Below are 16,560 nucleotides of genomic sequence, written 5' to 3'. Positions count from 1 at the left end.
CGCGAGGCGAGGAAGCACTTGGCCGTTTTGTTCATTCCAACGATAAGCAAGGACGAAACGATGCAGTCGATGTCTTCCGCGACGGATGCGTCGCTTGGCGTGGCACGGCGCGATCTGGCCGCTGCCTACCGTTTGATCGCCCATTTCGGGCTCGATGACAGCATCTACACCCATATCTCGATGCGCGCCGAAGAGGGCGAATCGCGCTTTTTGATCAACCCCTATGGCTACCGCTTCGAGGAGGTCCGCGCCTCCAACCTGGTCACCGTCGATCTCGAGGGCAATCTCGTCGACGACCCCGACGGGGCGGGGATCAACAAAGCCGGCTTCACCATCCACAGCGCGATCCATGCCGCCCGCGCCGACGCCCACTGCGTGCTCCACACCCACTCGGTGGCGGGCGTCGCGGTCTCCTGCCTGGAAGAAGGGCTGCTGCCGCTCAACCAGTGGGCGATGCAGTTCCATGGGCGCATCGCCTATCACGACTACGAAGGCATCGCGCTCGATCTCGCCGAGCGCGAGCGGCTGGTCCGCGACCTTGGCGACAAGCCGGTGATGATCCTGCGCAACCACGGGCTGCTGGTCTGCGGGCGCAGCGTCGGGGAAGCGTTCCGGCGCATGTACAACCTCGAGCGCAGCTGCAAGGCGCAGCTTGCGATCATGGCCACCGGCGCGCCGGTCCGCCGTCCCGCCGCGTCGCTTTGCGAGCATGTCGCCGGCCAGTACGAACGCTGGGACAGCGATCACGACACCACCGCGCGAGACCCCGAATGGGAGGCCTACCTGCGGCTGATCGCGCAGCTGCAGCCCGACTTCGCCGACTGAAATCCCGCGGCCGACCGCCGGCCGGCGATCGCTTCCGCTCGACAATTACAACAATGGGAAAAACGCCATGAGTGTTTTCGTATCGCTTCCCGGCCGCCTGGCGGCAACCGCCCTGGCCCTATGCATTAGCGCCGCCGTGCATGCCCAGTCGGCGCCGCAGTCGGGCGGGGTGATCAATGTGGCGATTCAGCCCGAGCCGCCTGGGCTGATGATCGGCCTGGTCCAGAATGCTCCGACCCAGCGCATCTCCGGCAACATCTACGAGGGACTGTTGCGCTATGACGCCCAGCTCCAGCCGATGCCGCAGCTGGCCAGCGCATGGGAGATCAGCGATGACGGGCTGACCTACACCTTCCACCTGCGCGAAGGTGTGCAGTGGCACGATGGAGAGCCATTCAGCGCCGACGACGTGGTGTTCTCCACCGACGTCTTCATGCGCGAGACCAATCCTCGCTCCCGGGCGATCCTCGACCATGTGGCGAGCATCGAGGCGCCGGACGCCAACACCGTGGTGTTCACGCTCAAGCAGCCGTTCCCGGCCTTCATCCAGGCGTTTGAGGTCGGCACGCTGCCGATGGTGCCCCGGCACGTCTATGCCGACACCGACTTCTACGACAACCCCGCCAACAATACGCCGATCGGCACTGGTCCTTTCAAGTTCGCCAGGTGGGACCGCGGCTCGGTGATCGAACTGGTCAAGAACGAGGATTACTACGAAGCGGGCAAGCCGTACCTGGACAGGATCTACTGGCACGTGATCCCCGACGCCGCCTCGCGCGCCGCCGCCTTCGAGAACGGTACGCTGCAGGTGATGCCCGCGGGGTCGGTGGAGAACTTCGACCTTGCCCGGCTCGAGGCGCTCGATGGCAGCTGCATGACCGAGGCGGGCAACGAGTACTTCAACCCGTTCGCCATGCTGTGGCTCAACAACCGCGAGGGGCCGACCGCCGACAAACGCTTCCGCCAGGCGGTGATGTACGCGCTCGATCGCGAGTTCGTCAGGAACGTGCTGTGGAACGGACTCGGCAAGGTGCCCAACGGCCCATTCTCGTCGACCCTGGCGGCCCACGATGCTGATCTCGAACAGTACGACTACGACCCCGACAAGGCACGCGAACTGCTCGAGGAGATGGGCTACGACGGTGCCCCGGTGCGCCTTTTGCCGCTGCCCTACGGCGAGACCTGGACGCGCTGGGCCGAGGCGGTGCGCCAGAATCTCGAGGATGTCGGTATCAGGGTGACCACCGAGTCCACCGATGTCGCCGGCTGGAACCAGAAGATCAGCGACTGGAGCTACGACATCGCTTTCACCTACCTCTTCCAGTATGGCGACCCCTCGCTCGGCATCGCGCGGACCTACGTCTCGAGCAACATCGCCAAGGGATCGCCCTGGAACAACGTCGAGGGCTACGCCAATCCCGAGGTCGACGCGCTGTTCGCCCGTGCAGCAGTCGAGAACGATGAAGCCGCGCGTCTCGCCGACTTCGCCGAGGTCCAGCGCATCCTGCGCGAGGACGTGCCGCTGGCGTGGCTTTTGGAGATGGGCCAGCCGACGCTCTACCGCTGCAACGTCCATGACCTGATCACCACCGGGATCGGACTCAACGACGGCTTCAAGAACGCTTGGATCGAACGCTGATCACGCCGCGCCGACGGACTGATAAGGAGGTGGATCGATGCCTTACGTTTCTTTCATCCTGGGGCGCCTGGTCAAGGCAGCGCTGGTGCTGCTGGCGATCGTGGTGCTCAATTTCTTCCTGATCCACATGGCGCCGGGCGACCCTGCGGCGGTGATGGCCGGAGAGGCGGGCGCTACGGACCAGCAGTTCCTCGATGACCTGCGCGAGCGCTTTGGGCTCGACCAACCGCTGCCGGTGCAGCTGTGGCGCTACGTCAGCGGTGTGGCGACGCTCGACTTCGGCTACTCGTACCGCCAGCAGATGCCGGTGCTCGAGCTGATTCTCGACCGGCTGCCGGCGACGCTGCTGCTCACCGGCACTGCGTTCGTGATTTCCCTGGCGCTGGGGGTGTCCGCCGGCGTGCTGGCGGCGATGCGGGCCAAGCATCCCTCGGGCTCGCTGATCATGGTCGTGGCGCTTCTGTTCTACGCCACGCCGCTCTATTGGGTCGCGATGATGGCGGTATTGGTGTTCTCGGTACTGCTCGGCTGGCTGCCGGCCTACGGCTACTCCACCGTGGGCGCCGACTACCAGGGGCTCGCCCATGTCGGCGATGTGGCCCTGCACCTGATCCTGCCGGCGACCACGCTGGGGCTTTTCTTCATGGCGGTCTATACCCGCATGACCCGCGCCTCGATGCTGAACGCCGGGCAGCAGGACTTCGTCAAGACCGCGCGCGCCAAGGGGCTGGCTCCCGGGGTGATCCAGCGTCGCCACGTGCTGCGCAACGCGGTGCTGCCGATCATCACCCTGGCGGGCCTGCAGGCGGGCCAAATGGTCGGTGGGGCGGTGTTGACCGAGACGGTGTTCGCCTGGCCCGGCATCGGCAGATTGATGTACGAGGCGCTGATGCAGCGTGACTACAACCTGCTGCTGGGCATCTTCTTCTTCTGCGCGCTGCTGGTGATCGTGTTCAACATGCTCACCGACCTGATCTACCGACTCGCCGACCCTCGGATCAAGGAGGCCAGATGAGCTTCTTCGCCCGCTTTGCCCAGAACCGTGGTGCGCTGTTCGGTCTCTTGATCCTCGTCATGGTCGTCGCGCTCGCGCTGCTCGCGCCCTTGCTCTATCCGGAGTCGCCGTGGCGGATGGTCCAGCGCCCGTTCCTCGCCCCGGGAGAGCTCTCGGGCTTTCCGCTGGGGACCGACACCATGGGCCGCGACGTCGCCGCCGGCTTGGCCCATGGCGCCTGGGTGTCACTGCTGATCGGGTTGATCTCCACCCTGGTGGCACTGGCGATCGGCGTGCCGCTGGGGGCATTGGCCGGCTACTTCGGCGGCTGGATCGACGATGCGCTGATGCGGATCACCGAGCTGTTCCAGACCATACCCAGCTTCGCGCTGGCGATCGTACTGGTGGCGATCATGTCACCGAGCGTCGGCTCGGTCGTCGCCGCCATCTCGATCGTCAGCTGGCCACCGGTGGCGCGCCTGGTGCGGGGCGAGTTCCTCTCGCTGAAGCAGCGTGAATACGTCGAGGCGGCGCGCCTGGCCGGGCTCGGGCACTGGGATCTGATCGTGCGCCAGATCCTGCCCAACGCGCTGTCGCCGGTGATCGTGCTGGCCTCGTTGATGATCGCCACCGCGATCCTGCTCGAATCCTCGCTTTCGTTCCTCGGGCTGGGTGACCCTGACGTGATGTCGTGGGGCTACATGATCGGCGCCGCGCGCACGGTGATGCGCCAGGCCTGGTGGCTGAGCGTGATCCCCGGGGTGATGATCCTGCTCACCGTGCTTGCGCTCAATCTGGTGGGCGAGGGGCTCGACGATGCGTTGAACCCGCAGCTCGCGCGACAGCGACACTGAGGAGCCGTTTGATGTCCAATCCACTGCTTCGTATCGAACGACTGGCGCTGGCGCTGCCCGAGGGGGCCGACCGGCTCTATGCGGCCGAGAACCTGAACTACGAGCTGAACCGGGGAGAAATACTCTGCGTGGTCGGAGAGTCCGGCTCGGGCAAGTCGATGACCGCCAACGCGGTGATGGGACAGCTCCCTCCGGGGGTGCGCGCCGCCGAGGGGCGGGTGCTGTTCGATGGCATCGACCTGCTGCGCCTGAGCGAGCCCGAGCACCGTAAGCTGCGCGGCAGGCGGATCGGGATGATCTTCCAGGAACCGATGACCGCGCTCAACCCGCTGATGCGGATCGGCGAGCAGATCGCCGAGGTGTTCGAAGCCCACGGCCTTTTGACCACCAGGCAGCGCCAGGCGCGGGTGATCGAGCTGATCGATGAGGTCGGTTTGCCGGATCCCCGGTCGATCGCACGGGCCTATCCCTTCGAGCTCTCCGGCGGCCAGCGCCAGCGGGTGATGATCGCCATGGCGCTGGCCCTGGAGCCGGAGCTGCTGATCGCCGACGAGCCGACGACCGCGCTGGACGTCACCACCCAGGCGCAGATCCTGCGGCTGATCAAGGCGCTCCAGGCGCGCCGGGGGATGGCGGTGATGTTCATCACCCACGACTTCGGGGTAGTGGCGGAGATAGCCGACCGGGTCTGTGTGATGCGCCACGGGCGGATCGTCGAGATGGGCACCGCCGAGGCGCTGCTCGCCGCACCGCAGGAGGCCTACACCCGGGCGTTGATCGACGCGATCCCGGGGGATGCGCTGCCGCCCGAGCGCGAGGCGCGGGAGGAGGTGCTGTTGAGCGTCGAGGGCTTGTCCAAGGTCTATCGCAGCGGCGGTGGCTGGTTCAAACCCAAGCGCGAGGTCGCGGCGCTGAACGACATCTCGCTCACCCTCGGGCGAGGAGAGACGCTGGGCATCGTCGGCGAGTCGGGGTCGGGCAAATCGACCCTGGGGCGCTGCATCGTCGGGCTCGAGCGGCCCGACGCAGGCGTGATGCAGTTCGCTGGAGCGCCGCTCGAGAACCGCAGCGCGGCCCTGCGCCGGCGTATCCAGATGGTTTTCCAGGACCCCTACGCCTCGCTCAATCCGCGCATTCGCATCGGCATGGCGATCGCCCAGGGGCCGATCGCCAACGGCGTGGCCAAGGCCGAGGCGCTGGCCCAGGCTCGTACCCTGCTGGCGACGGTCGGCCTCGACGAAGCCGTCGCCGAGCGCTATCCGCACGAGTTTTCCGGCGGCCAGCGCCAGCGTATCGGTATCGCCCGGGCACTGGCGCTGGCGCCTGAGCTGATCGTCGCCGATGAAGCGGTCTCCGCGCTCGACGTCTCGATCCAGGCCCAGGTGCTCGAGCTGTTCGTGCGCTTGAAGCGGGAGCTGAACCTTTCGCTCCTATTCATCACCCACGACTTGAGGGTCGCAGCACAGATCTGTGATCGGCTGATCGTGATGCGCAAGGGTCTCATCGTCGAGCAGGGCTCGGCGCAGCGGATATTCACTGCGCCTCGGGAGGCCTACACCAAGGAGCTGCTCGCCGCGATCCCCGGGCGCGACCGAGGGGTGTCGCATCTCGCTACGGTGACGGCCGGATGAGCATCGGCCCGTCTTAGCGGCCCTTGGTCCGCTGCTCGCTCAGCCCAGCGGGCCGCCGAGGATGGTCTTGCGCATCCCCTGGATCACGTGATCACCGCTCTCCTCGAGGAGTTCGGCATACCACGCTTGCGTCTCCTCCGGCTGTTTGCCGTGGGTAATGTCGCAGCGCTTTCTCGCCCGCTCGACGATCGAGGCGACGCGCTCGACGCGGGCGCGGTCGTAGGCATCGAGTGCCGCCGGGACGTCTTCACCTGCGGCGGCGAGGCACTCCGCCAGCACCCAGGCATCCTCCATCGCCTGGCAGCCGCCCTGGCCGAGGTCGGGCGCCATGGCGTGGGCGGCGTCGCCGAGCAGCGCCACCCGCTGGTCGACCAAACGCTCGAGCGGTTCGATGTCGTGGATCTCGACGCGCGCGACGGTGGCGGGGTCGAGGCGCTCGATCAGCCGCTGCACCGGTGCGGCCCAACCGGCGAAGTGCTCGCTGAGCTCGTCGCGGTAGAGGCCGCGATCGTTGACGCTGCCTTTGGCGAGCGGCACGTCGAAGAAAAAGTAGAATTGACCTCCCCCCATCGGCATCAGTGAAACCCGCTTGCCGTCGCCGACGAACTGCGCCCACTCGTCCGCCTGGGCGAGATCGTCGCTGGCCGTGACCCGGCCGTTCCAGTTGACGTAGCCGCAGTAGCGGCGCTCGATCGCCCGCCCCGCGACCAGATCGCGCAGCTTCGAGTGGGTGCCGTCGGCGGCGATCAGCAGGTCCGCTTCGATACGCTGCCCATCATCGAAGAACACGGCGACTCGATCGCCTTCGAGCTGGTAGCGCTCGCAGCTGACGCCGAGGGTGACGTGCTCCGCACCGACCGCGTCGAGCAGTACGCGCTGCAGTTCGGTACGCGCGATCGGCTTGGCGCTCTGGCGTACCTGGTCGTAGAGCGGCTCGAGGCTGAAGCGAGTGAGCAGGCGTCCGTCGCGGTCGCTGTAGCTCATCGTGCTCATCGTGCCACTGGCCGCGTCGATCGCGTCATGCAGCCCCAGCGCGCCGAGCACCTTGACCCCGTTGGACCATACCGAGATCGCCGAGCCCGCGGGCGTAAGCTCCGGGACGCGGTCGAACAGGCGGACACGGTGGCCCTGGCGCTTGAGGGCGATGGCAGCGGTGAGGCCGCCCATGCCGGCGCCGGCGATGACGATATCGAGCGTTTTCATTGGAATGATCCTTGCCATGAGCGATATGGAGATGGCGCCTGCGCAGTGGCGCACCGCTGATAGGGATCATCTTAAAGCCAAAGTGCGTACCGTTATCGGCGCTCAGCTGTACTGGATTCGGCAGCGGTGAGAGATTTCAAGCCTCCTGATGAGCGCAGGAGCTGCGCTATCGCCTCGTATCGATCCTGTCGGCGATATCGAGGATCTGCGACGACGGCAGATAGCCTTCGATATCCATTTTCGGTTCGCCGTCACGGCCGATCAGTATCACCCGCAGCGGGCCGAAGCCATCGCTTTGCAGCGCAGCCATGAGCGCGGCGGTCTCGTAGGGAGTGAGCGGATGTCCATCTCGACTGCCGACGCCGCCGATCACGGTGTACAGCGGCATGCCGCGCTGCTCGAGGGCGGTGCGGTTGGGCGGCTGGTCGAGCTCGATCGCCAGCCGGCGGTAATCGGGGTCGTTGGCCTGCGGTGCGATCATCACCAGCGGTCGATGGTGGCCGCGTTCGGCGAGCAGCGGATTGGCCGCCGGGTCCTGGGCGGCCGTCAGCGAGGAGGCCAGCAGGCCGGTCAGTGCGATGCAGTAGCCGAGCATGCGCTTCATCGGTGCTCCTTGCGCAGGGCGTCGATCCGGGTGATCGCGCCATCCAGCGCCTTTGCCGCCTGCTTGGCGACGTCGGCGACGGGGTGGGCACTGTAGCGATCGTTGAACGTCTCGATCGATAGCGGCCCGCGATAGTCGATCGCGGCGATCGCCGCATAGAACGGCTCGAGCGCGAGCTCTCCCTCGCCAGGAAAGCGCCGCGCGTGGCGGCTCCAGTCGAACAGCTGGCGCTTGCACAGCTCGTCGTCGCCGCTGTCGAGGAACACCTCGCGGCGCGGCGCGTCGGCGAGCTGGACCAGGAAGATCCGCTCGGCCGGCAGGGTCGCCATGAGTTCGAGCGGTTCGTTGCGGGCCAATGGATGGAAACTGTCGAGCACCAACCCGAACTGCGGATGGTCGAGCCGGCGCACGATCTCCCAGGCCTGGCGGTAGTCGCAGACCTGGTCGCCCCAGGCGAGCGCCTCGAAGCCGATGCGCTTGTCGTGGGCGCTGGCGAACTCGGCCGCAGCGCCAAGGTCGTCCAGACGGCGCTCGGCGCTGGCGCTCGCCGTGCGATCGGTGTTGCTCGCGATCAGCAAAAGCTCGGTACCGAGCGCATCCATCGTCTCGAAACAGCGCTTGAGACGCTCGCCACGCTGTTCGGGGTCGCAGTGGCCCTCGAAATCCTCGATCGGCTGCAGGCAGACCACGCGCAGGCCCAGCTCGCGGGCGAGACGGCCGATCCGCTTTTCGGTGAGACGGCTCTGCGCCAGGTCGGGGGCATGGATTTCGACACCTTCGAAGCCGGCGGCGGCGATCGCCTCGAGCTTGTCGGCCAGATCTCCACCGAGGCAGACAGTGGCTATGGTGCGCATGGGTCACTCCTGGGTCCGCGGGAACGCGCTTGCCGAGCGCAGATGTCGTTCTGGACAAGCGAGCAATGGCGCGCAGCTGGGCGCGGGCCGGCCTCCATCTTATTGCAGCCAGCGCGGATCGAGGATGCCATCGAGTCGCGAATAGGGAATCACCAGTTCCGGCTGGCCCTCCGAGTAGGGCGCGATCGCATAGACGTCGTACTTGAGCGTCAGCCCATCGGTGAGCGGCGCGACGTTGTCGCTGAGCGAGAACGCCCACTGCTCGGTGAAGCCGGGATCATCGGGAAACTGCCGCTTCGCCCAGTCGGCGTGGGCCTCGCGGGCGAGCTGTTCGAAGGCATCGCGGCGGCCCGGCAGCAGCAGGTCGTCGAGCCCGAGCGCTCGCCGGTCTCGCAGATCGAAGATCAGGTAGCGAGTGGTCGGCATGCCGTGGGCGCCGCCGGTGTAGACGTAGGCGTCGAGTTCGAGCACCACCAGGCTTGAAGTGCGGCGCAGCTCGCGGGCGCTGAGCTCGCTCGCCCAGCGTGGGTCGTCGGCGCCGATGCGTGCGGCGATGGCGAGGAAGCGGGTGGCATAGGCCTCGGGGCTGGCGGAGGCGGTGTTGGTCTCACCGACGTCCACCGCGATCCCCGCCAGGCCTTCACGCACCGCGCGGTCGAGCTCGGGCTGGCCCGGGTAGCGCGGGTAGTCGGCACGGACATAGGCGCAGTCGTCGCCCTGGCAGCCCGGAGCGACGCGTCGCCATTCGACCTGGGTGGCGGACGAGACCGGTTCAGGGGCGCGATCCGGTGCGGTGGCGCAGGCGCTCAGCAGCAGTGGCAGCAGCGCGAGAAGGATACGACGCATGATGGCTCCGTGAGGCGTGGGTGAGGAGACCCATGAAGCGACGCGCGGTGCGGGAATGCAAGCCATCATGTTCAGGTCGGCGGCCGGCCGGGCGGATATCCGAGCCGCTCGGCCAGGTTGACTCAGTAGCGCAGCTGGCGAGCGCGGGCATGCGCTTGGGCGGTGATCCTGATCGAGGCATTGGCGGCCCCGAACTGGCGGTAGCCGCCGCGCCGCTCGACGATCTCGAAGTAGAAGCGGTCCTGGAACGCCAGGGTGTAGACCTGGAAAAATTCGCCGTCGTCGATCCGGTCGTAGAGGATATGACGGCTTTGCAGCGCCTCGAGCAGCTCATCGGAGAGCTCGAAGCGCGCGGCGAGATCGTCATAGTAATTGTCGGGAATCTCGAGCAGCCTTGCGCCGGCCGACCGCAGCCGATCGACGGTGGCGAAGATGTCCGCGCATTCGAGCGCGATTTGCTGTATCCCGCCCTGGTGTTGTTCGAGAAAACGCCCAGGCAGCGTCTCCCGCGCCGGCGAGACGTTGAGCGGCAGGCGGATGGTGCCGTCCTGGCTGGTCACCGCCTGGCTCAGCACCAGCCCGCGGGGATCGGCGTACTCGTGCTCGCTGCCAGCGACGAAGTCGAACACGGTGCGATAGTAAAGCTGCCAGGAGAGCCGCTGGGTTGGCTGCAGCACGTAGGTGAGGTGGTCCACTGCGCGAATACCCGCTTCTTCGCCCTCTGGTTCGAAGAGCTGGAAGTCCTGGCGCCACTGCTTCTCCTTCGCGGTCTCGGGGTCGACCAGATAGATCAGGCTGCCTTCGACGCCGCGCAGCGCCGGGATGTCGCCTTCGCCCTCACCGATCGGACCGTGGTACACCGGGGCTCGAAAGGCGCGCGCCCGTGCCATCGCCAGCTCAGGGTCGCTGACCCGGAAGCCCACCGCGCAGACGGAGGGACCATTGAGCAGCCGATAGGTGTGGGCGAAGCTGTCGGTTTCGAAATTGAGCACGAGATGCAGCTCGCCTTGGCGCCAGAGGTCGACGTTCTTCGAGCGATGGCGCCCGACCTTGCGGAAGCCGAGCGCTTCGATCATCGCCGAGAAGGATTTCTCGCTGTCCTCGTCGAGGGTGAATTCAATGAAATGGATGCCGTCATAGCGCGGCGCCTGGGGAATCGGGGTGAAGAACTCGGCGTTCGGCACCATGTTCTCGACCAGGATCAGCGAACGGATGCCGTCGAGCGCAGTGGCCTGGGTGGGCGCGGCGCGAAAGGCGTCGTTGAAAATCTCGTGAGAGAGCGGGCCCTGGTAGCCGGTCTTGCCAAGCGCCTTCATGAATGACTCGATCGGCAGCCGTCCCTGCCCCGGGAAGTTGCGGTAGTGCCGGCTCCAGCTGAGCACGTCCATATCGAGCAACGGCGCATCGGCGAGCTGGACCAGGAAGATCTTGTCGCCGGGAATCCGCTGGATCGGCTCGGTGGGTAGGCCGAGCGCGAGGAGGTGGAAGCTGTCGAGCACGATGCCCAGCGCCGGATGGTCGATTTCCTCGACGATCGACCAGACCTCGCGATAGTCGTTGATGTGGCGGCCCCAGGCGAGCGCCTCGAAGCCGATCCGCAGGCCGTGGGCGTGGGCACGGCGGGCCAGCTCGCGGAAGTCCTCGACCACCCGCGAGCGATCATCGAGCGAAAGCGGCGAAGTGTTGCTGCACACCAGCATGAAGTCGGTGCCCAGCGTCTTCATCAGTGCGAACTTGCGCTCGGCGCGCTCGAAGTTGCGCGTGCGCTGTGGTTCCGGCATCGCCTCGAAATCGCGGAACGGCTGCAGTGCGATGATCTTGAGCCCCAGCCGCTCGGCCAGCCGGCGCACCTCCTCAGGGGGCCCCGCGTAGCCGAGCAGGTCGTTTTCGAAGATTTCGACGCCTTCGTAGCCGGCGCGCGCGATCGCTTCGAGCTTGTCGGGCAGTTCACCGCTCAGGCAGACCGTGGCAATGGCTCGCATGCTGTTCTCCTATGCAGATGTCGACTTGGTGAAGGCTGGTCGCTCGATGGCGCTTGACTCAGCAACATAGCGGCTGATCCCGCCTTTGGCCCGTATTGCGCCTCAGGAGGTGCTCAAGCCCGAACGCTGCTTCACGCTGTCGCGCCGGCGGGCGTCGATCGACTTGACCAGCAGCGCTACGGAAGCGACCAGCGCCGGGATCGACAAGCAGATGAAGATTGCCTGCATCGATATCGACGAGGCGAGCAGGGTGGCGCCGATGAAGGCGCTGGAGATTGCGCCGAGGCGACCGACGCCGTGCATCAGGCTGGCGCCGGTGGAGCGCACCGCAGTGGGGTAGAAGGCGTTGGCCAGCGCATTCATCCCGGTGTTGCTGCCGCTGAAACAGAAGCCGACCAGCGCCGCCAGCGCGCACATGGCGATGAAGCCGCCGCTGGTCAGTCCGATGCTGATCACCAGCGCGCCGCCAAGGCCATAGCCGAAGCAGAGCACCAGGTTGGGTTCGAGCCGGTCCATGCACCAGCCCCAGAACACCGATCCGACGGTGCCGCCGAGCTGGAAGAACGAGGCGATGAATGCAGCCTGGGCGACGGTGAAGCCCATGTCCTCGACCATCAGCGGTAGCCAGCTGCCCAGCAGGTAGACCAGGAACAGGCCGGCGAAGTAGACCACCCACATCGACAGGGTGCCGACCATGAACGGAGAGCTGGTGATCATCTTGAGCGGTGAGCGCTTGAGCGCACGTTCTACCTCGACGCCCTGGTCGCAGCTCGGTGCCACCAGTTCGAACTCCCGGCCCTTGAGTTCGGGCGCCAGGCGAAGGGCGACCCGTCGCGCCCGGGCGCTGAAACCCTCGCGCAGCAGCAGCAGTTTGACCGATTCGGGCATCTTCCAAACCATCAGCGGCAGCGTCACCAGGGGGAGCACGCCGCCCAGCACCATCAGCCCTTCCCAGCCATAGGCGGGTATCACCCAGGCGGAAACGAAGCCACCGAGCGAGGCGCCGAGGGTGAAGCCGCAGAACGCCACGGTGATCAACAGCGAGCGGTACTTCGCCGGTACGTACTCGGCGACCAGGGTGCCGGCGTTGGGCATCGCCGCACCGAGCCCTAGCCCGGTGATGAAGCGCAGCACCATCAGCGTGGTGAGATCGGTGGCGAAGGCGGTCATCAGGGTCATGCTGCCGAAGATGAATACGGCGGCACAGAGCACTTTCTTGCGCCCAAAGCGGTCCGCCAGCGGCCCCGCGAACATCGCGCTGATAGCGAGTCCGATCAGTGCGGCACTCATCACCGGGCCGAGATCGCTGCGCTCGATGCCCCATTTGGTCAGCAAGTCCGGCGCGGCGAACGCCATCACAGCGATGTCGAAGCCATCCAGTGCGATGATCAGGAAGCCGAAGCCGACCACCAGCCATTGGAACCCGCCTAGCGGACGCTCATCGACGAAGGTCTCGACATCCTGTTTGAAACGCTGCATGTGGCTCTCCTCATCCTTCGATGACGGGGTGCGGCTCCGCTCACTAGGTAATATTTACGCTATGCGAACAAATGTTTTCACCTCGAACGTGGCCTGGATCATAAAGGCAGTCGCTGCCGCCTACATTTCAACCAACGTCTTAGAAATGCCCCAGAATGTGCCATCGATGTAGAGATCTGTGGCGCAACTTATTGTTTTTTATGATTGATTCATGGGTTTGGCAGGATTGGAGCGGCCTTTCCCGAGCTTGGGACGTGGGGGGGCAGCTCGCTGCCCAGCGAGCGCGGCACGCCGGGGCGAGGCGATGCTCGGCCAGCCGCGTCGCCCCGTGTGCCGGGGGGCGACGAGCGGCGGCCTACGAGGCCCGGGCGATGCTCCCCGGGGTGGTATGAGCCGGCATGGAGGGGAAGGGGCTTACTGGGTGAGGAAGTCGACCGCGGCGAGATAGCCGTAGGAACCGAGACCGATGATGATCCCGTCCGCTCTTCCGGCGATGTAGGAGCGGTGTCGGAACTCTTCACGGCGATGCACGTTGGAAAGATGAACTTCGACCACCTTGCCGTCGAACGCATTCAAGGCGTCGAGAATTGCCACCGATGTGTGGGTATAGGCGCCTGCATTGATGATGACCGCATCGCAGCCCTGGCGCGCGCGATGGATTGCCTCGATCAGCTCCCCCTCGTGATTCGATTGGTAGCACTCGATCTCGGCCCGCCCGAAGGCATGTCCACGGACCTTGTTCTCGATGTCCTGGAGGGTCTCGTGACCATAGATCTCGGGCTGGCGCTTGCCGAGCAGGTCGAGGTTGGGGCCGTGGAGCAGGAGGATTCTCATCTTGGCTCGCTCGTGGTGGATGACGTGGATGATTCAGCGAAATCCTAACAGGCTTTCGGGCTGTGCAGCATCGCCGCTCACCGGCTGCCGGAGCGACGATGCCGATGGCGACCAGACCGGGCTGCATGCGCGAATTCCCGCGGATGAGGGGAGGCCGGCGCCGGGCACGGCCCGGCGCCTGGGGCTCAGAGAGCGAAGAACACCGTCTCTTCGCTGCCCTGCATGTGCAAGTCGAAACGGTAGCGGTCGAGGCCGTCGCTGCTGCCGTCGCGGCGTGCGATCAGCGTGCGGCGACGAGCCTCGGGCACTTCGGTGAGCATGGGGTCGCTGTCGAGCCCGGGTTCGCCCTCGAAGTAGATGCGGGTGAACAGATGGTTCAACAGCCCGCGCGAGAACAGGTGCAGATTCAGGTGCGAAGCCTGACCGTCGACCCGGCCCGGCAGCACCGTGTCGATCACGAAGCTGCCATCCTCGCGTGAGTGCAGCCGTCCGAAGCCGTCGAACGACGCCTCCGCGCACTCGGTATTGAACTGTCCGAAGCCGTCGGCTTGCCAGATCTCGAGCAGCGCATCGTTGACCGGATCGCCCGCGCCGTCGAACACCCGGCCCTCGATCCGTATCCGTTGCCCGGCTGGCGCATCGGTGCCGCGGATCAAGGGTACGTCACCGTTCTCGAGCAGTCCGTAGTGAAAGAAGGGGCCGACTGTTTGGCTGCCGCTCGGCAGCCGCGAGGTCTCCATCTCGCGCATCGCTCGTGGGGTGGTGGTCATCGGTCGAATCTCCTTGCGTTATTCGAACGGGGTCGCGCGCGGCGAGCCGATCACGATGTCGAAACGATAGCCAAGTGCGATGCCCGGTACGTCGAAGCGGCGATCGAAGCGGGCGATCAGCAGGTCGCGGGCGCGAGCGCTGGGGTTGGCCATGTAGATCGGATCGATCTCGAGCAGCTGGTCTCCGGGAAAGTACATCTGGGTGACCAACCGCTGGTGGAAGGCGCGGCCGAGCAGCGAAAAGTGGATGTGCGCCGGGCGCCAGGCATCATGGTGATTGCCCCAGGGATAAGGCCCCGGGCGAATGGTGATGAACTTGTAATAGCCGTTTTCATCGGTGAAGGTGCGTCCGGCGCCGGTGAAGTTAGGGTCGAGCGGCGCGGGGTGCTGGTCCTTCTTGTGGATGTAGCGCCCCGAGGCGTTGGCCTGCCAGATCTCGATCAGCGTGTTGGGCAGTGGCTGCCCCGCGTCGTTGCGGACTTGGCCTACGATCACGATCTTTTCGCCCAGCGGCTGGCCGTCGTGCTGGATCGTCAGGTCGTTGTCCATCCGTCCGATGTTGTGGAAGCCATAGACCGGCGCGGTCCGCTCGGTACGGCTCGATGCGACTGGCACCAGCTTGTTGCGCGGGCCGCGCAGCCGGGTCGACTGGTAGGGATCGAACACCATCGGCGGCTGGTGCAGGTTGGCAGGATTCTCGATCAGCGAGTTGGTCTCATAGCCGGTCACCGGCGAGACGTAGTCGCCAGGGATCGTCGGATCGTCCGATTCACGTATGCCGTGGCGGCCGAGGTCGATCGTCATTCTATATGTCCTCCTTCGTGCCGCTCACGGCGGCGCTTCGAAAGTCAGTGGTCGCTCATTCGAGCGCCGTGGGCCTGTCGCCCCAGCCATGCTGGCGCGCCATCGCAAGCGCATGGTTGGCGGCCGGGACACCGGCGTAGGTGGCAACGTGCATCATCACCTGGCGCAGCTCCGCTTCGCTGACGCCGGTGCGGCGGGCGGTGCGCAGGTGCAGTGCGAGCTCGCCATCACGGCCCAGCGCAGCGAGGATCGCGAGAGTGATGTGGCTGCGCTGGGTCACCGACAGGGTCGGGTCTCCCCACAGCTCGCCCCAGGCGAAGCGGGTGATCAGCTGCTGGAACGGTGCATCCAGGGGGGTGGCGCGCTCCAGTGAGCGCTCGACGTGCTCGGTGCCGAGCACCCGCTTGCGGATTTCTATCCCGGTATCGAAGTCGACCCCATGCATGCCCAGCCCTTCACGCGCGGGCGCAAGCCATGCATCGAGACGAGCGGCGAGTACGTCCGGCGCCTCGACCGAAGGCACATGGCCGACGTGCTCGAGGATCTCGAGCGGTGCATCGGCAAGCTTCGCGGCCAGTGACTCGAGCGTCTGCGGCGGCGTCGACAGATCGTCCGCGCCGCCGAGCAGGTGCACCCCGCGTGCGGCATCGGCATCCAATTCGGGGCCTTCGAACCCGGCCAGTACCGCGCAGAGCCGGGCATAGCTTCGATCGTCAGTGCGAGCGAGCCCCTGCGTCCAGCCCTCGACCAGCCCGGCGCGCTCGCGGCTGACCGGCGAGAACCAGCGCGGTGCGAGCTCGGGGGCGAGCGTCGAAAGCCCCTCTTCCAGCACCCGCTCGGCGCGGGCGGCCCAATGTTCGGGCGTGCCGATCCTTGCGCCGGTGTTGGTCAGCACCACCTGATTCAGTCGCGCGCGATGGTCGCGCAGCAGCGCCTGGCCGATCACACCGCCGATCGAGGTGCCGACGAAGTCGAAACGTTCGCTACCGGCGAGTGCGACCAGCGCCAGCAGGTCCTCGACCAGTGCGTCGAGCGTCAAGGGCCCATCACAGGGAGCGCTGGCGCCGTGGCCGGGCAGGTCCCAGGTCAGCACCCGATGGCGCTTGAGCAGCGCCGGCAGCACGCCGTCCCACACCGATTGAGACATTCCTAGTGGATGGGCGAGCACTACCAGCGGTGCGGCCTCGGGGCCGAGCAAGCGATAGCCGATCAGACGGCCGCCGCGATCGAAGAATTCCATC

General features: G+C 66.2%; 15 protein-coding genes. 5 read left to right on the top strand and 10 right to left on the bottom strand.

Features of this window, described 5'->3' with window-relative positions:
• Nucleotides 1-69 precede the first annotated feature (69 nt).
• The 5 genes from Q376_RS0102750 (at nucleotide 70) to Q376_RS0102730 (ending at nucleotide 5,943) form a co-directional block, all read left to right on the top strand.
• Nucleotides 70-825, top strand: coding sequence for a class II aldolase/adducin family protein (locus tag Q376_RS0102750; protein WP_052364897.1), 756 nt, complete (start codon nucleotides 70-72; stop codon nucleotides 823-825).
• A 67-nt stretch (nucleotides 826-892) separates the two neighbouring features.
• The gene (locus Q376_RS0102745; protein WP_043445876.1) at nucleotides 893-2,464 is read left to right on the top strand and encodes an ABC transporter substrate-binding protein; all 1,572 of its coding nucleotides are present in this window, start codon (nucleotides 893-895) and stop codon (nucleotides 2,462-2,464) included.
• Between the two features lie 37 nt (nucleotides 2,465-2,501).
• Nucleotides 2,502-3,479, top strand: a complete 978-nt coding sequence (locus Q376_RS0102740; protein WP_027349002.1) for an ABC transporter permease — start codon at nucleotides 2,502-2,504, stop codon at nucleotides 3,477-3,479.
• Nucleotides 3,476-4,312, top strand: coding sequence for an ABC transporter permease (locus tag Q376_RS0102735; protein ID WP_027349001.1), 837 nt, complete (start codon nucleotides 3,476-3,478; stop codon nucleotides 4,310-4,312). Before Q376_RS0102740 ends, Q376_RS0102735 begins: the two co-directional genes overlap by 4 nt.
• An 11-nt stretch (nucleotides 4,313-4,323) precedes the next feature.
• The gene (locus tag Q376_RS0102730) at nucleotides 4,324-5,943 is read left to right on the top strand and encodes an ABC transporter ATP-binding protein (RefSeq protein WP_027349000.1); all 1,620 of its coding nucleotides are present in this window, start codon (nucleotides 4,324-4,326) and stop codon (nucleotides 5,941-5,943) included.
• A gap of 39 nt (nucleotides 5,944-5,982) precedes the next feature.
• Here Q376_RS0102730 and hpxO read toward each other — a convergent pair whose 3' ends face one another.
• The 10 genes from hpxO to Q376_RS0102675 all read right to left on the bottom strand — a co-directional run bounded on the left by hpxO (nucleotide 5,983) and on the right by Q376_RS0102675 (nucleotide 16,559).
• A complete protein-coding gene (hpxO, locus tag Q376_RS0102725; protein ID WP_027348999.1) occupies nucleotides 5,983-7,146 on the bottom strand; it encodes an FAD-dependent urate hydroxylase HpxO in 1,164 nt (387 codons plus the stop codon).
• Nucleotides 7,147-7,312: 166 nt separating this feature from the next.
• Nucleotides 7,313-7,750: a DUF4174 domain-containing protein gene (locus tag Q376_RS0102715; protein WP_027348998.1), complete on the bottom strand. Its 438-nt coding sequence runs from the start codon at nucleotides 7,748-7,750 to the stop codon at nucleotides 7,313-7,315.
• A complete protein-coding gene (locus Q376_RS0102710) occupies nucleotides 7,747-8,604 on the bottom strand; it encodes a sugar phosphate isomerase/epimerase family protein (protein WP_027348997.1) in 858 nt (285 codons plus the stop codon). Before Q376_RS0102710 ends, Q376_RS0102715 begins: the two co-directional genes overlap by 4 nt.
• Before the next feature lie 99 nt (nucleotides 8,605-8,703).
• Complete coding sequence (locus tag Q376_RS0102705; RefSeq protein WP_027348996.1) at nucleotides 8,704-9,450, bottom strand: RsiV family protein; 747 nt, start codon at nucleotides 9,448-9,450, stop codon at nucleotides 8,704-8,706.
• A 122-nt stretch (nucleotides 9,451-9,572) separates the two neighbouring features.
• On the bottom strand, nucleotides 9,573-11,432 hold the full coding sequence (locus Q376_RS0102700) for a bifunctional sugar phosphate isomerase/epimerase/4-hydroxyphenylpyruvate dioxygenase family protein (RefSeq protein ID WP_027348995.1): 1,860 nt from the start codon (nucleotides 11,430-11,432) through the stop codon (nucleotides 9,573-9,575).
• A 102-nt stretch (nucleotides 11,433-11,534) separates the two neighbouring features.
• Nucleotides 11,535-12,911, bottom strand: a complete 1,377-nt coding sequence (locus tag Q376_RS21220) for an MFS transporter (RefSeq protein ID WP_043445871.1) — start codon at nucleotides 12,909-12,911, stop codon at nucleotides 11,535-11,537.
• A gap of 414 nt (nucleotides 12,912-13,325) precedes the next feature.
• A complete protein-coding gene (aroQ, locus tag Q376_RS0102690; RefSeq protein WP_027348994.1) occupies nucleotides 13,326-13,745 on the bottom strand; it encodes a type II 3-dehydroquinate dehydratase in 420 nt (139 codons plus the stop codon).
• 185 nt (nucleotides 13,746-13,930) lie between these two features.
• Nucleotides 13,931-14,515, bottom strand: a complete 585-nt coding sequence (gene pcaG, locus Q376_RS0102685; protein ID WP_052364892.1) for a protocatechuate 3,4-dioxygenase subunit alpha — start codon at nucleotides 14,513-14,515, stop codon at nucleotides 13,931-13,933.
• 18 nt (nucleotides 14,516-14,533) lie between these two features.
• Nucleotides 14,534-15,319, bottom strand: coding sequence for a protocatechuate 3,4-dioxygenase subunit beta (pcaH, locus tag Q376_RS0102680; protein ID WP_211266590.1), 786 nt, complete (start codon nucleotides 15,317-15,319; stop codon nucleotides 14,534-14,536).
• A 55-nt stretch (nucleotides 15,320-15,374) separates the two neighbouring features.
• Nucleotides 15,375-16,559, bottom strand: a complete 1,185-nt coding sequence (locus Q376_RS0102675; protein WP_027348991.1) for an alpha/beta fold hydrolase — start codon at nucleotides 16,557-16,559, stop codon at nucleotides 15,375-15,377.
• Between the last annotated feature and the right edge of the window lies 1 nt (nucleotide 16,560).

The sequence above is a fragment of the Halotalea alkalilenta DSM 17697 genome, from assembly GCF_000621205.1.
Classification (GTDB): Bacteria; Pseudomonadota; Gammaproteobacteria; order Pseudomonadales; family Halomonadaceae; genus Halotalea; species Halotalea alkalilenta.
This window is presented reverse-complemented; position numbering and strand designations above follow the sequence as displayed.

Bases quoted from the DNA above. Each gene is read 5' to 3' on its own strand.
- Q376_RS0102675 (WP_027348991.1), bottom strand. From the start codon at position 16,559: ATGGAATTCTTCGATCGCGGCGGCCGTCTGATCGGCTATCGCTTGCTC.
- Q376_RS0102745 (WP_043445876.1), top strand. From the start codon at position 893: ATGAGTGTTTTCGTATCGCTTCCCGGCCGCCTGGCGGCAACCGCCCTG.
- Q376_RS0102730 (WP_027349000.1), top strand. From the start codon at position 4,324: ATGTCCAATCCACTGCTTCGTATCGAACGACTGGCGCTGGCGCTGCCC.
- Q376_RS0102710 (WP_027348997.1), bottom strand. From the start codon at position 8,604: ATGCGCACCATAGCCACTGTCTGCCTCGGTGGAGATCTGGCCGACAAG.
- Q376_RS0102705 (WP_027348996.1), bottom strand. From the start codon at position 9,450: ATGCGTCGTATCCTTCTCGCGCTGCTGCCACTGCTGCTGAGCGCCTGC.
- pcaH (WP_211266590.1), bottom strand. From the start codon at position 15,319: ATGACGATCGACCTCGGCCGCCACGGCATACGTGAATCGGACGATCCG.
- Q376_RS0102735 (WP_027349001.1), top strand. From the start codon at position 3,476: ATGAGCTTCTTCGCCCGCTTTGCCCAGAACCGTGGTGCGCTGTTCGGT.
- Q376_RS21220 (WP_043445871.1), bottom strand. From the start codon at position 12,911: ATGCAGCGTTTCAAACAGGATGTCGAGACCTTCGTCGATGAGCGTCCG.
- Q376_RS0102715 (WP_027348998.1), bottom strand. From the start codon at position 7,750: ATGAAGCGCATGCTCGGCTACTGCATCGCACTGACCGGCCTGCTGGCC.
- pcaG (WP_052364892.1), bottom strand. From the start codon at position 14,515: ATGACCACCACCCCACGAGCGATGCGCGAGATGGAGACCTCGCGGCTG.
- Q376_RS0102750 (WP_052364897.1), top strand. From the start codon at position 70: ATGTCTTCCGCGACGGATGCGTCGCTTGGCGTGGCACGGCGCGATCTG.
- aroQ (WP_027348994.1), bottom strand. From the start codon at position 13,745: ATGAGAATCCTCCTGCTCCACGGCCCCAACCTCGACCTGCTCGGCAAG.
- Q376_RS0102700 (WP_027348995.1), bottom strand. From the start codon at position 11,432: ATGCGAGCCATTGCCACGGTCTGCCTGAGCGGTGAACTGCCCGACAAG.
- Q376_RS0102740 (WP_027349002.1), top strand. From the start codon at position 2,502: ATGCCTTACGTTTCTTTCATCCTGGGGCGCCTGGTCAAGGCAGCGCTG.
- hpxO (WP_027348999.1), bottom strand. From the start codon at position 7,146: ATGAAAACGCTCGATATCGTCATCGCCGGCGCCGGCATGGGCGGCCTC.